Source organism: Bosea sp. NBC_00550 (assembly GCF_026020075.1).
In the GTDB taxonomy this organism is placed as follows: Bacteria; Pseudomonadota; Alphaproteobacteria; order Rhizobiales; family Beijerinckiaceae; genus Allobosea.
In genome coordinates this window covers 3,958,051-3,971,530 of record NZ_CP102772.1, presented here as the reverse complement: position 1 = coordinate 3,971,530, position 13,480 = coordinate 3,958,051, and the positions used below count along the sequence as shown (strand labels likewise).

Sequence of the window (13,480 nt, the reverse complement as noted above, 5' to 3'; positions counted from 1 at the left end):
CCGGTCAGTAACCGACGGTGAAACGCCGGCGGCTATGGGCCGGCTTTTCCAGCTCGTCGACGAGGGCGATCGCGTAATCCTCCGCCGAGATCGCGCTGTTGCCCTTGTCGTCGACGAGGAGCCGGTCGGCTCCGCGCCGGAATGTGCCGGTGCGCTCGCCTGGCTGGATCAGGGCCGAAGGCGAGAGGAAGGTCCAGTCCAGCGCCTGTTCCTGCTTCAGCAGCTCGAGGAAGGCACCGCCCTTTTTCGCTTCGTCGAGGTAGATCGCCGGGAATTCGGGCGTGTCGAACAGCTTGACGCCCGGCGCGACCTCGAGGCTCCCAGCGCCACCGACGACGAGATAACGCTTCACCCCCGACTGCCTGACTGCTGCGAGCAGGGCCTGCGGATCGCTGGCGGTGAAATGCACGGCGCTGATCACCGCGTCGTGGCCGGCGAGGAGCTTTGTCAGCCCCTCCTTGTCGAAGACATCGCCCTTCACCGCCGTGACGCCTTGGAGGGCCGAAACCTTTTCGGGATTGCGGACGATCGCGGTGACGGCGTGACCGCGAAATGCGAGCTCGGCCAGCAGGCGCGAGCCGATGAAGCCGCTGGCTCCGATCAAGGCAACTTTCATGACAGGGGTTCCTTATGTTAGTATCCAACAGATACCTGCATCCCGATGGAACCTATCTGATCACGCTGTGTGGCCCCGTAAAGAAGGCACTTTCACGCGACATGGTCACCTGCCGGAAACCGCCATGCTGAAACGCCCCGACCCTTTCCAGGCGCTCTGCCCGACGCGGCGCGTGCTCGACCGCATCGGCGATACCTGGGCGGTGCTGATCCTGATCTCGCTCGATGGTGGCACACTGCGCTTCAACGCATTGCGGCGGCGCATCGAGAACATCTCGCAGAAGATGCTGTCGCAGACATTGAAAAGCCTGGAGCGCGACGGGCTGGTCCGGCGCGAAGTATTCGCGACCGTGCCCGTCACCGTCGAATACTCGCTCACCGAGCTCGGCCGCACCCTGGCGCAGACTGTGAACCAGCTCACGCTCTGGGCCGAGAGCCATATCGGCGAGGTCGAAGCCGCGCAGCAGCTTTACGACCGCGGCCTGACGCCGCCTGCAGCAACGCCGGCGCTCAGTCGCCGGTGAGCGGCTTGGCAGCAGCGAAGAACCCGTTCCAGAGATCCTCCAGCATATCACCGCGGATTGATATCCGGCGCCGTGAAGGCGTCGGGCTTCAGGGCGCCGATCTCCTCCCAGGGCACGGGCATCGCAACCGTTGCGGCCGGCCTTGCGCGAGTGGAATAAGGGGCGATCGCAGTCGCGCCGCGCCCATTGCGCAGATAATCGATGAAGATGCGGCCACGCCGCGCCTTCTTCGAGAGCGTCGCGGTGTAGAGCTTCGGTTCGGCGTGCTCCATCGCCTTGGCGAAGTCGCGGGCGAAATCCTTGACGCGATCCCAGCCGGCCTTCGGCTTCAGCGGCAGCACGACATGGAAGCCCTTGCCGCCGGAAACCTTGAGGAAGCTCTCGTAGCCGAGTTCCTCGAGATGGCGCCTGATCGTCATTGCCGCGTCGCGCACCCGTTCGAGCGGCACGCCCGTATCGGGATCGAGATCGAAGATGACCTGATCGGGCGTTTCGACGGCTTCCATCGCCGCGCCCCAGACATGGATTTCGACCGTTCCGAGCTGGACGAGCGCAGCGAGCCCGTCGAAATCCTCGATATAGATCAGCTCCTCGCCATCCTTGTCCTTCCGGCGCTTGACGGCCTCGTGCATCCCCGGGCCGGCATGCTTCTGGAAGAAGCGGTGGCCCTCGATGCCATTCGGCGCCCGCACCAGGCTCAAGGGCCGGCCGACGACGAAGCGCTGCATCAGCGGCCAGACCTTGGCGTAATAGGCGAGCAGATCCTGCTTGGTGAAGCCGATATCCGGCCAGAGCGGCTTGTCGGGGTTCGACAGCTTCACCGTCGTCTTCACAGGCGGCGCCTTTTCAGAACCCAATGTCGCCTTTTTGGCCTTCTCCAGGGCCGGTTTAACCGGCAATTCGGCGACGATCTCGCCAGCCGGCTTATCCTCGCGCAATCCCATGAATGAAGCGTGCCGCAGGGTCTTCGAGGCGGTCCAGGCCCGAAATTCGACTTCCGCAACCAATTCCGGCTTCACCCAGACGACACCTCGCTCCCGCGCGGCGGCGCCCGAGAAGGGCGACGCATCGCTCGCGATCGCATCGAGCTTCGCCTTCAGCGCTGCGGCCGATTTTACGGTAAAGCCGGTGCCGACGCGGCCCGCGGGCTTCAGTTCGCCATCCTCATGGTAGCCCGTGACGATCGAGCCGAGCTTGCGCGGCGAAGCCTGGGACGGGACATAGCCGGCGATCACGAACTCCTGGCGCTGGGTGCATTTCGACTTGATCCAGTCGCGACCGCGCCCGCTGCGATAGGGTGCGTCCGCACGCTTCGATATGACACCCTCGAGCCCCATGCGGCAGGCATGGTTCAGCATGGTCTGTCCCGGTTCGACGAAATGCTCGCTGTAGCGCACCAAACTTTCAGCGGGGGCACCGTGCTGCAGCAGATGCTCTAACCGCTCCTTGCGGGCCAGAAGCGGCTCGCTGCGCAGATCTTCACCGTCGAGATGGAGCAGATCGAAGGCGAAATATACAAGGCCGGCGCTACGGCCTTCGGACAACGCCTCCTGCAGGGCCGAGAAAGAAGAAATGCCGCTTTCGGCGAGCGCTACCAATTCGCCATCGATCAGCGCCTCATCGCAGGGCAGGGCCGCCAGCGCCGCGACAAGGCTTTTGCCGAAGCGCGAGGTCCAGTCGAGACCGGACCGCGTTAGCAGTTTCACCGCGCCATGGTCGATACGCGCCTGCAAGCGATAGCCGTCGAACTTGACCTCATGCAGCCAATTCTCGCCGGGGGGCGGTTTTTCTTGCAGCGTCGCGAGACAGGGATCGATGAAGGGCGGCAGTTCGCCGTCATCGCTTTTCCGACGCGCCTTTTGGGCCGGTTTCGCTGCTGCTGCGGCGCGTTTCGCAGGCTTTGTCGTATCCCAGACGCCGCCCTTTTCCGCATCGCTGCCGATGGCTTCGACCGAAAGGCCGGACTTCACTGAATCCGGCTGCGTTTCGAGAATATCCTCGTCGGTCCTGGCAAACTCGTCCTCGGATTTGATCAGCAGCCAGTTGTCCCGCTTCTCTCCACGCCGGGGCTTCAGCCGCACGAGATGCCAGCGGCCATGGAGCTTATGGCCTTCCAGCGTGAAGACGAGGTGCCCCTTCTTCATGCCCGCCGCCGGGTCGCCCTCCGGCAACCAGCGGCCCTCGTCCCACACGATCACCGATCCGCCGCCATATTGGCCGGCCGGAATCGTGCCTTCGAAGCCGCCGTACTCCAGCGGGTGGTCCTCGACATGGACGGCAAGCCGCTTCTCGTCCGGGTCGAGACTCGGGCCCCGCGTCACCGCCCAGGACCAGAGGACGCCGGCATGTTCGAGCCTGAAATCGTAATGGAGGCGCCGGGCTGCGTGCTTCTGGACGACGAAGGCACCGCCCTGCGCAGCTGCCCCCTTCTTTCCCTTGCCGGTGCCTTTGGGCGCGCGCGTGCGCGTGAAATCGCGTTTGGAGCGGTAGAGATCGAGCGTGGACATCGGCCCTCCTCAACGTCGATCGCGCTTCAAGCGCTTTTGCGCGCCTTGCCCGCGGGTTTTTTCGGCGTCGATTTCGATTTGGCAGGCGTTGAATCGGACTTCGAAGCCGGCTTGCCGCCGTCGTCGCCTGCAAGGCTTTTCTTCAGCGCCTCGAACAGGTTGACCACATTGGCCGGCCGCTCCGCCGCCTGAACGACGGGAGGCTTTTTGCCTTTCTGCTTGGCCTGGATCAGCTCCAGCAGCGCGTCTTCGTAATGGTCTTCGAAGCTCGACGGGTCGAACGTCGCCTGCTTCTTCTCGATGATATGGGTGGCGAGGTCGATCAGCTCGGGATCGGTCTTCTCCTTGCCGAGCCCGTCGAAGATCTCCTCGGGCTTTCGGACTGTCTTGTCGTAGCGTAGCGTCGTCAGCAGCAGGCCCTTGTCGAAGGGCTCGATCATCACGGGGCGCTCCCGGCGATAGAGCACGATGCGGGCGATGCCGGCCTTCTTCTGCTTAGCCATGGCTTCGCGGATCACGGCGAAGGCTTCCTCGGAGACCTCGTCGGCGGGCGTGACGTAATACGGCGTGTCGAAATAGATCTGCGGGATGTCGGCGCGGTCGACGAAACTCTCGATCGCCAGAGTGTGCGAGGATTCGATCTGGACGGCCTCGATCTCGTCCTCCTCGATCAGGAGGTACTCATCGTCGCCTATCTCGTAACCCTTGACCTCGTCATCGTCGGCGACCGGCTTACCCGAGACGCTGTCGATATACTGGCGGCGGACGGTGTTACCGGTCTTGCGGTTGATGATGCGGAAGGAAACCTTCTCGCTCTGGCTGGTCGCGCCGGTGACCTCCACCGCGCAAGAGACGAGCGAAAGCTTGAGATAGCCTTTCCAGGCCGGACGCGGTGCCATCAATGCGTCTCCCGATGGCGGGCCAGCCGTGCAGGCTCCATGGCGAGGCGCTCGGCATGGGCGACATCCTCCTGCGTGATGACAGGAACGGGATCGGTCAGGACCGCCTCCAGCACCTCCCGGTCGAGCTGGCCATTGGCGACGATTTCCGCTAGGGCGGCGCGTGTCTCGCGCTCGGCCCGGAGCTGGGCGGCAAGCGCGATGATGAGCCGGTCCTTCGGTGAAACCGTGCTCTTCGACGGAACGGCCATGACAAGACTCCCGCAGCCGGAACTGAGTGATCGAGTCAAACGGGCCGCGGCCAGCCATGTTCCGCAGGACGCTGGCATTTCCGCCGATTTCGTGTATACGCGCCGCAACCGGCCCGAATGAGCCGGCTGCGCGACCCCTCCGCGATGAGGCGGCTCGTGGGCTTCGGACCTTGCTGGACGACATCCCGGCCTGGCCCGCCAGATCAACCCGAAACAAGAGGACATCCCGATGTCGATCACTGCCGAGCGCAAGACCGCGCTCATCAACGAACACGCCACCAAGCCGAACGACACCGGCTCGCCGGAAGTGCAGGTCGCGATCCTGACCGAGCGCATCAACAACCTGACCGGCCACTTCAAGTCGCACGCGAAGGACAACCACTCCCGCCGCGGCCTGCTCAAGCTGGTTTCGCAGCGCCGTTCGCTGCTCGACTATCTCAAGGGCAAGGACGAAGGCCGCTACAAGACGCTGATCGAGAAGCTCGGCATCCGCCGCTGATCGTAGGCTGAACCGTTTCCGCCCGGTGCGACCCGCTCCGGGCGGCTCCTTTTCAGGCGATGCCGCCATGGGGCGGACCACCTGACTTCCGCGGCGACCGCATGGGGCGGTCCTCCCGCGTGACCCGCCGGGCGCCGAAGACGTCCATGGCAGGATCGCCGAGCGCTCGGGCTCCATCCTCCTCACCGAGCGTTCCGCCGTCTTGCCCATGGGCCTGAAGGCACCGGACGGGTCGAACCCGACCGAAAGACGAATCTCATGTTCGATATCCAAACCGAAGAACTGATCTGGGGCGGCCGCAAGCTCGTCCTCGAAACCGGCAAGATCGCCCGTCAGGCCGACGGCGCCGTGCTCGCCACCTATGGCGAGACCGTCGTGCTCGCCACCGTCGTCTCGGCCAAGGAGCCGAAGCCGGGCTTCGACTTCTTCCCCCTGACGGTGAACTATCAGGAGAAGACCTTCGCCGCCGGCCGCATCCCCGGCGGCTACTTCAAGCGCGAGGGGCGCCCGAGCGAGAAGGAGACGCTGGTCTCCCGCCTGATCGACCGTCCGATCCGCCCGCTCTTCGTCGAAGGCTACAAGAACGACACGCAGGTCGTCGTCACCGTGCTCCAGCATGATCTGGAGAACGATCCCGACATTCTGGCGATGGTCGCCACCTCGGCCGCTCTGACGCTCTCCGGCGTGCCCTTCATGGGCCCGATCGGCGGCGCGCGCGTCGGCTATATCGACGGCGCCTACAAGCTGAACCCGACGGTCGAGGAGGCCAAGGAGTCGGTTCTCGACCTCGTCGTCGCCGGCACGCAGGACGCGGTGCTGATGGTCGAATCGGAGGCCAAGGAGCTTCCCGAGGACGTGATGCTCGGCGCCGTGATGTTCGGCCACAAGCATTTCCAGCCGGTGATCGATGCGATCATCCGTCTGGCCGAGAAGGCCGCCAAGGAGCCGCGCGACTACACCCCGGCCGACAACTCGGTGGTTCTGGACGCCGTCCTCAAGCTCGTCGACGCCGATCTGCGCGCCGCCTACAAGATCACCACCAAGGCCGAGCGCTACAAGGCGCTGGACGCCGCCAAGGCCAAGGTCGCCTCGCTGATCTCGGCCGAGCCCGACGGCAAGACCACCTTCACCAAGGAGCAGGTCGGCGGCCAGTTCAAGGAAGCCCAGGCCAAGGTCGTGCGCTGGACCATCCTCGACGACGGCACCCGCATCGACGGCCGCGACCTCAAGACCGTGCGCAAGATCGTCGCCGAAGCCGGCATGCTGCCGCGCACCCACGGCTCGGCCCTGTTCACCCGCGGCGAGACGCAGGCGCTGGTCGTGACCACGCTCGGCACCGGCGACGACGAGCAGTTCATCGACTCGCTGGAAGGCACCTACAAGGAAACCTTCCTGCTGCACTACAACTTCCCTCCCTACTCCGTCGGCGAGACCGGCCGGATGGGTTCGCCCGGCCGCCGCGAAATCGGCCATGGCAAGCTCGCCTGGCGCGCCATCCGCCCGATGCTGCCGGCGAAGGCGGAATTCCCCTACACGATCCGCGTCGTCTCGGAGATCACCGAGTCGAACGGCTCCTCCTCGATGGCCACCGTCTGCGGCACCTCGCTGGCGCTGATGGATGCCGGCGTGCCGCTGAAGGCGCCGGTCGCGGGCATCGCCATGGGCCTCATCCTCGAGGGTGAGCGCTTCGCCGTGCTCTCCGACATCCTCGGCGACGAGGACCATCTCGGCGACATGGACTTCAAGGTCGCCGGTACCGCCGAGGGCATCACCTCGCTGCAGATGGACATCAAGATCGCCGGCATCACCGAGGAGATCATGAAGGTCGCCCTCGACCAGGCCAAGGGCGGGCGCGATCACATCCTCGGCGAGATGAACAAGGCGCTCTCGGCCTCGCGCAGCCAGCTCGGCGAGTTCGCGCCGCGCATCGAGACGATGAAGATCCCGGTCGACAAGATCCGCGAAGTCATCGGTTCGGGCGGCAAGGTGATCCGCGAGATCGTCGAGAAGACCGGCGCCAAGGTCAACATCGAGGACGACGGCACCATCAAGATCGCCTCGGCCGACGGCAAGTCGATCGAAGCCGCAATCAAGTGGATCAAGTCGATCGTCTCGGAAGCCGAGCCGGGCGTGATCTATGACGGCACGGTCGTAAAGATCATGGAGTTCGGCGCCTTCGTGAACTTCTTCGGCGCCAAGGACGGCCTCGTCCACATCTCCGAACTCGCCCCGCAGCGCGTCCAGAAGGTCTCGGACGTCGTCAAGGAAGGCGACAAGGTCAAGGTCAAGTTCCTCGGCCAGGACGAGCGCGGCAAGATCCGCCTCTCGATGAAGGTCGTCGACCAGGAGACCGGCGAGGACCTGACCGAGAAGCTCAAGGCGCAGCGCGACGCCGAGAAGAGCCGCGAGAAGCAGGGCGCGGCCGAGTAATTCACCCGCCGCGATTCACGTGAAACGAGACGCCCCGCATCGCAGGATGCGGGGCGTTTTCGTTTGTGCCGCTACTGACATGCTCCGGCGCATCGGCTTGCCATGCCGGAGACGAGCGGAAGGCGTGCCGATGAAATCCTGTCCTCTTCCCGGAATCGACGCGCGGCTGCGGTTCCATGACATCACGGGCGATGGACCGGCGCTGCTGTTCATCCATGGCCTCGGCTGCGCGTCGTCCTGCGACTATCCCGCGGTCGCCGCCAATGGCGCCCTACAAGGTCGCCGCATGCTGCTGGTCGATCTGCTCGGCTCCGGCTTCAGCGATCGGCCGCAGGCCTTCGGCTACACGATCGACGACCATGCGCGTAGTATCGTTGCACTCGCCGAGGCGCTGGATCTGAGAGAGCTCGACCTTTTCGGCCATAGCATGGGCGGCGCGGTCGCCATCGCCGCGGCCACGATGCTGAAGGAGCGTATCGGCCGGCTCGTCGTCGGGGAGCCCAATCTCGATCCCGGCGGCGGCTTCTTCAGCCGCAGGATCGCCGCGATGAGCGAGGAGGATTATGTCGACCATGGCCAGGCGTCGCTGGTCCGTGCCAGCCGGGACGAAGGCAATGATATCTGGGCCGCGTCGCTCGCAAGGAGCGCACCCCATGCCGTTCATCGGACGGCGCGTTCTCTGATCGCGGGCAGCGATCCGACATGGCGAAGCGTGGTGACGAGCCTCACCCGGCCAAGAACGATCATCATCGGCGAAAGGTCGTTGCCCTATGACGACGCGGAAGGCCTGCCGGAATCCGGGGTAGCCAGTATCGTCGTACCGGATGCGGGGCACTCGATGGCCTGGGAGAATCCGGGCGGCCTCAGCCGGGCGATTGCCGCGGCGCTGTCGTGAAGAACGGGGCGCCAGCGGCAGGGTGACGCGCTGCGATCAATAGTCTAGACATATGCCGATTCATGGAGACCGGCATGTCCGACCACCGCATCGCCTCGCTTGACGACCTCGCCCGCGCTTATCCCAACCCATCTGCCCCGGCATCGGTCTTCAAGGAGATCGATCATGTCGACGAGAATTATGCAGCGTTGATCGCCGCCTCGCCGTTTTTCGTGCTCACGACGGTCGGTCCGGAGGGGCTGGACTGTTCACCGCGTGGGGATTTGCCGGGCTTCGTCACGGTCCGGGACGCGAAAACGCTGCTCATTCCCGACCGAAAAGGCAATAACCGACTGGATTCGTTAAGAAATATCCTGTTCGACGATCGAATCGGAATGCTCTTCCTGATCCCCGGTTACGGCGAGACGCTACGCGTCAACGGACGCGCCGAGCTATCCTGCGATCCTGGGTTGTGTTCGCGCTTCGAGATGGCCGGAAAGCTGCCGGCGAGCGTCATGATCGTTCATGTCGACGCCGTCTACTTCCAGTGCTCGCGCGCGGTGGTGCGGGCCGAGCTCTGGAACCCGGAGCGGCAGGTCGACAAGCGCAAGCTGCCGTCGCCCGGCACGATCCTGCGCGACATCACGGCGCGCAATGCCGAGGTCGAGACCTTCGACGGCAAGGCCTATGACGAAGCGCTGCCGGCCCGGGTCAAGGCCACGCTGTATTGAGGAGGGCGCCGCCCTTCTCCCCTCGGGGGAGAAGGTGGCACGGCGAAGCCGTGACGGATGAGGGCCGAGCCCCCACTGAAAACAAGAAAGGGCCGCTTGCGCGACCCCTCCCTCATCCGTCTGCTGCACAGACACTTCCCCCCGAGGGGAGAAGGAAGAATCACAGCAGCCCTTCGTTCCCCGCCAGCCTCTTCAGGCTGACATCCGGCCGGGCGCCGACATGCGAGATGATCTCGGCCGCGGCCAGAGCGCCGAGGCGCAGGGAGTCGCGGACCTCGCGGCCCGAGGTCAGGCCGAAGAGGAAGCCGGCGGCGAAGAGATCGCCAGCGCCGGTCGCATCGACGACGCGCTCGATCGGGAAGACCGGCTCCTCGACGATGCCATCCGGCGTCACCGCCAGCGCGCCCTTCTCGGAGCGGGTGACGACCGCAAGGATGTTCTCGGCCCGCAGCGCCGCCAGCGCGGTATCGAAATCGCTGCTCTGGTAGAGGCTCTTGAGCTCGTGCTCATTGGCGAAGACGAGATCGACCATGCGGTTGCGGATCAGGCCGATGAACTCGTCGCGATAGCGGTCGACGCAGAAAGAATCGGACAGGGTGATGGCAACCCGGCCACCGGCCTTGTGCGCGATCTCGGAAGCCTTGCGGAAGGCTTCCTTTGCCGCCGGCGGGTCCCAGAGATAGCCTTCGAGATAGATGATGTCGGCGTTCTCGACCGCCACCGCATCGACATCGGCGACCGACAGGCCCTGGCAGGCACCGAGATAGGTGTTCATCGTGCGCTCGCCATCGGGCGTGACGATGATGAAGGAGCGCGCGGTCGCCGGGCCGTCCGCCGCATCGGCCGTGCCGAAGGAGACGCCGAGCGAGGTCAGATCGTGGCGGTAGAGCTTGCCGAGCTCGTCGGCCTTGACCTTGCCGATGAAGGCGCCGTTGCCGCCGAAGGAGGCGAGGCCGGCGATGGTGTTGGCGGCCGAGCCACCCGAGATGACGCGCGCCGGCCCCATCGCCGCATAGATCGATTCCGCACGGGCCTCGTCGATCAGCATCATCGCGCCCTTTGTCAGCTTCTGAGCGACGAGGAAATCCTCCTCGGCTGCGGCCAGGACATCGACGATGGCGTTGCCGAGGGCGAGGACATCCGTGCGGGGCTTGGTCATGGGCTGGTGTCCGGGATTGCGCGGCGGAAGTGCCGGAAAGGAAGGTGCGGGCGTGTCGCATCCGCACGGCGCGGGGTCAAGCGGAGCTGTTCAACCTATATCGCGCCGCGCGATGGCCTCGTCGAGGATGGCGGCGAGCCGCCGCAGATCGTCGACGTCGAGCTCGCCGATCTCGCGGGCGAGGCGGTTGGCGAGCAGCGTCGCTTCGGCATCGAGGCCGGCGGTATCGACCGTGACGCGTGGGTGCGAGAGGTCGGCGAGGCGGACGAGTTCGTCGGCCTCGTCCCAGATCACGCCAAGGAGATGGATGGTGCCCTGGATCAGGGTGAAGGTGGGGCGGCCGCGCTTGCCGTGCTCGAGCGCCGAGAGATAGGCCGGCGTGACGCCAAGGCCCTCCGCCATCTCAGCGAGGGTGAGGCCACGGCGCTGCCTGAGTTCGCGCACGCGCCGGCCGAAGGGCGTCACGGCCCGTATTCCTTGAGCCGCCGCAGACGGACATAAAGCGCGCCGGAGCCGCCATGGCGCTGCTCGGCCTCCTCGAAGCCGAGCACGAGCGAGCGCAGTTCGGAAAGCCTGAGCCAATGCGGAACCATGCGGCGCAGCACCCCGCGCTCCTCGCCGAACAGGCTTGGCCCCGCTCCGCCCTTCCCGGTCACGACGAGGGTCAGGCGGGTGCCGCGGGACTGCTCGCGGCGCAGGAAGCCGCGCAGCGCCAGATGGGCCTCGTCCTGGCGCATGCCGTGCAGGTCGATGACCGCCTCGACGCCCTGCTGGCCGCGACGCAGCTGCGTCCGCAAACGGCGCTCGATCGGCGCGAGCGGTGGTGCCACGGGCAGGGTCTTGGGCACTGTGACAGAGGCCGCGGCGATCAGTACAGCCGTCTCGGTCGCCGGCGCCGGAGGCGTCTGGGGGGCCGGTTCCGGCTCGATCGGCGCACGGCCGGGCAGCGGCTTGACCGACCGCGCCACCTGTCGCCAGAGCGCGATATCGGTCTCCGTCAGCGTCTTGCCCCGGCGCGAACGCATTTCAGCGCGGCCAGAGCACGGTGAAGGCGACGGGATGCCGGATCAACCCGGCGCGATGGCCGGCAGCCGGGCCCGAGCCGACGAAGATGTCCATCCGGGCCGGGCCGAGAATGGCGGATCCGGTGTCCTGCGCGATCATCAGCCGCGCCAGCCGCTCGTCCCCGCCGCTGCCATCGGGAATCGTCGCATCGATCCAGACCGGCAGGCCATAGGGCCAGGCCGTGCGGTCGATGGCGATGCTGCGCAAAGGCGTCAGCGGCAGGCCGGCGCCGCCGATCGGCCCGCTCTCGGGCGGCAGGTCGTCGCGGCGGGCGAAGAAGACGAAGGATCTGTTCACGCGGATGAGGTCGCGGGCGAAAGCGGGATCGGCCTTCAGCCGGGCGACGAGCCGGTCCATCGTCATCTGCTCGGGCGGAATGCCCTCGCGCTGGCTGAGAACACGGCCGAGCGAGGTGTAGGGATGGCCGTTGCGGCCGGAATAGGTCAGCCGCGTGACAGACCCGTCAGGCAGGCGCACCCGGCCGGAGCCCTGGACCTGCAACACGAAACGATCGACGGGATCGCGCAGCCAGAGGATTTCGAGCCCCTGTCCGTCGAGCGCGCCGGTTTCGATCGCAGTGCGGTCCGGAAAGGGCTCGAGGCCTTTGTCGGTGCGGCGGGCGGCGGAGAGGGTCTTGTCGAGACCCGGCCAGTCATCATCCGGGAAACGCGTCACGAGGTCCTTCGGCCGATCGTAGAGCGGCGTCGGGAAGGCATCGGAACGGGTCAGGGAGCCTTCGAATTCCGGCTCGAAATAGCCGGTGGTGAAGCCGTTCTCGGCCCCGGAGGGGCGGATGCGCCAGAAACTGAAATGCCGTTCGAAGAAATCGCGGGCCAGATTGCGGCCGACCTGACCCTTCGCGGCCAACGCCCTGGCCTTGTCGCAGGCGGCGGTGAGAGCGTCTGGAAGCGGCACCGCCTGGCGCAGCGGCGGATCGGCCATGCAGCCGCGCGCGAAGATCGTGAAGGCCCTGGCATGGTCGTCCCTTGCCCAGCCGTCGATCTCCCCGGGCGAGAGTTGCTCGGCCCGGGCACCATCCGGCAAGGGAAAGGGAGCGGCCATGGCGGTCATGGATGCAAGGAGGATCGCCGCCGAAAGCGACAGCGCGATCCCCTTGGCACGGGTCACGCAGCCGATTCGGTGGCGACGAGCAGCCAGTTCGGATCACGGCTGCCGAGCTGGCGCGAGAAGGTCCAGATGTCGTTGACCTCGGAGACCTGCTCGGCGCTGCCGTCGACGACGGCGCCCTGCGCGTCGCGGGTGACGCTGATCAGCTGGGAGATGAAGGCGATGGTCACCTGGGCGGTCTTGCCCTTGACGTCGACGGCGGCGAGATCGGCCTTGTCGATCGACACGAAGTTGGATTCCGCCTTCTCGCCGCGCTTCTCGCGCTCGGTGATGGCCTGCTCGAAGCCGTCATAGACGTCCTTCGCAAGCAGACCCTTCAGCATCTTGCGGTCGCCGCGGGCGAAGGCGGTGACGATCGCCTCATAGGCGGACTTGGCGCCGGAGACGAACTCATGCGGATCGAAGCTCGGCTCCTGGCGGATGATCGCCTCGATGCCGGCGCTGATCGGCGAATCCGGCGGGGCCAGATCCTTCCAGCGCTCGGCCGCCGGCGGCTCGGCGGCGACCGGATCATTAGCCGCGCCCGGCAAACGGATCACATTGTCCCGCTTGTCCGCGCCTTGCGCCTGGTCGGGCCGCATCGGCGGCGTCTCGCGGCGCGCGAAGGGGTCCTTGGGCTGCTCGTGGCCGGTCTTCTGGCCAAGGACGGAGCGCAGCTTCCAGGCGACGAAAACGGCCAGAGCCAAGAAGACCAGAGTCGTCATGTCGAAGGAATTTTGCATTTAGGCGGACCCGCGCTCCCCGTCATGGCTTATGGCCTTCCCGCGCAGCTGCGGAACGCCTTAGCCGTCATATGGT

14 protein-coding genes are annotated in these 13,480 nt (G+C 65.9%); 5 read left to right on the top strand and 9 right to left on the bottom strand.

Features of this window, described 5'->3' with window-relative positions:
* Positions 1-4: 4 nt before the first annotated feature.
* Positions 5-616: an NAD(P)-dependent oxidoreductase gene (locus NWE53_RS19115; protein WP_265050948.1), complete on the bottom strand. Its 612-nt coding sequence runs from the start codon at positions 614-616 to the stop codon at positions 5-7.
* Positions 617-740: 124 nt separating this feature from the next.
* On the opposite strand from NWE53_RS19115, the gene NWE53_RS19110 reads away from it, so the two are divergent.
* Positions 741-1,139: a winged helix-turn-helix transcriptional regulator gene (locus NWE53_RS19110; protein ID WP_265050947.1), complete on the top strand. Its 399-nt coding sequence runs from the start codon at positions 741-743 to the stop codon at positions 1,137-1,139.
* A gap of 47 nt (positions 1,140-1,186) precedes the next feature.
* On the opposite strand, the gene ligD is transcribed toward NWE53_RS19110, so the two are convergent.
* Genes ligD through NWE53_RS19095 form a run of 3 tightly spaced genes read right to left on the bottom strand, consistent with a single transcriptional unit; the run spans position 1,187 to position 4,796 of the window.
* Positions 1,187-3,646, bottom strand: a complete 2,460-nt coding sequence (ligD, locus tag NWE53_RS19105; RefSeq protein WP_265050946.1) for a DNA ligase D — start codon at positions 3,644-3,646, stop codon at positions 1,187-1,189.
* Positions 3,647-3,672: 26 nt separating this feature from the next.
* Positions 3,673-4,545 (bottom strand): non-homologous end joining protein Ku, encoded by an 873-nt coding sequence (gene ku, locus NWE53_RS19100; protein WP_265050945.1) that lies wholly within the window; start codon positions 4,543-4,545, stop codon positions 3,673-3,675.
* Positions 4,545-4,796 (bottom strand): hypothetical protein, encoded by a 252-nt coding sequence (locus NWE53_RS19095; RefSeq protein ID WP_265050944.1) that lies wholly within the window; start codon positions 4,794-4,796, stop codon positions 4,545-4,547. The genes ku and NWE53_RS19095 overlap by 1 nt, the downstream gene beginning before the upstream one ends.
* Positions 4,797-5,025: 229 nt before the next feature.
* Here NWE53_RS19095 and rpsO point away from each other — a divergent pair, with 229 nt between their 5' ends.
* From rpsO to NWE53_RS19075, 4 genes are all read left to right on the top strand, one after another.
* Entirely contained in the window at positions 5,026-5,295 is a 270-nt protein-coding gene (rpsO, locus tag NWE53_RS19090; RefSeq protein ID WP_265050943.1) for a 30S ribosomal protein S15, read from the top strand.
* A gap of 258 nt (positions 5,296-5,553) precedes the next feature.
* Positions 5,554-7,725 carry a polyribonucleotide nucleotidyltransferase gene (gene pnp, locus NWE53_RS19085; protein WP_265050942.1) on the top strand — a complete coding sequence of 724 codons (2,172 nt, stop codon included), beginning with the start codon at positions 5,554-5,556 and terminating at the stop codon, positions 7,723-7,725.
* A 130-nt stretch (positions 7,726-7,855) separates the two neighbouring features.
* The gene (locus NWE53_RS19080) at positions 7,856-8,620 is read left to right on the top strand and encodes an alpha/beta fold hydrolase (RefSeq protein WP_265050941.1); all 765 of its coding nucleotides are present in this window, start codon (positions 7,856-7,858) and stop codon (positions 8,618-8,620) included.
* A gap of 74 nt (positions 8,621-8,694) precedes the next feature.
* Positions 8,695-9,330, top strand: a complete 636-nt coding sequence (locus tag NWE53_RS19075) for a pyridoxamine 5'-phosphate oxidase family protein (RefSeq protein ID WP_265050940.1) — start codon at positions 8,695-8,697, stop codon at positions 9,328-9,330.
* Between the two features lie 160 nt (positions 9,331-9,490).
* Here the strand turns inward: NWE53_RS19075 and NWE53_RS19070 are convergent, their stop codons facing one another.
* From NWE53_RS19070 to NWE53_RS19050, 5 genes are all read right to left on the bottom strand, one after another.
* The gene (locus tag NWE53_RS19070) at positions 9,491-10,489 is read right to left on the bottom strand and encodes an adenosine kinase (protein ID WP_265050939.1); all 999 of its coding nucleotides are present in this window, start codon (positions 10,487-10,489) and stop codon (positions 9,491-9,493) included.
* Between the two features lie 90 nt (positions 10,490-10,579).
* On the bottom strand, positions 10,580-10,954 hold the full coding sequence (locus NWE53_RS19065; RefSeq protein WP_265050938.1) for a helix-turn-helix domain-containing protein: 375 nt from the start codon (positions 10,952-10,954) through the stop codon (positions 10,580-10,582).
* Positions 10,951-11,514 carry a Smr/MutS family protein gene (locus tag NWE53_RS19060; protein ID WP_265050937.1) on the bottom strand — a complete coding sequence of 188 codons (564 nt, stop codon included), beginning with the start codon at positions 11,512-11,514 and terminating at the stop codon, positions 10,951-10,953. Before NWE53_RS19060 ends, NWE53_RS19065 begins: the two co-directional genes overlap by 4 nt.
* Before the next feature lies 1 nt (position 11,515).
* Positions 11,516-12,682 carry a murein transglycosylase A gene (mltA, locus tag NWE53_RS19055; RefSeq protein WP_265050936.1) on the bottom strand — a complete coding sequence of 389 codons (1,167 nt, stop codon included), beginning with the start codon at positions 12,680-12,682 and terminating at the stop codon, positions 11,516-11,518.
* Complete coding sequence (locus tag NWE53_RS19050) at positions 12,679-13,404, bottom strand: Tim44/TimA family putative adaptor protein (RefSeq protein WP_265050935.1); 726 nt, start codon at positions 13,402-13,404, stop codon at positions 12,679-12,681. The genes mltA and NWE53_RS19050 overlap by 4 nt, the downstream gene beginning before the upstream one ends.
* Between the last annotated feature and the right edge of the window lie 76 nt (positions 13,405-13,480).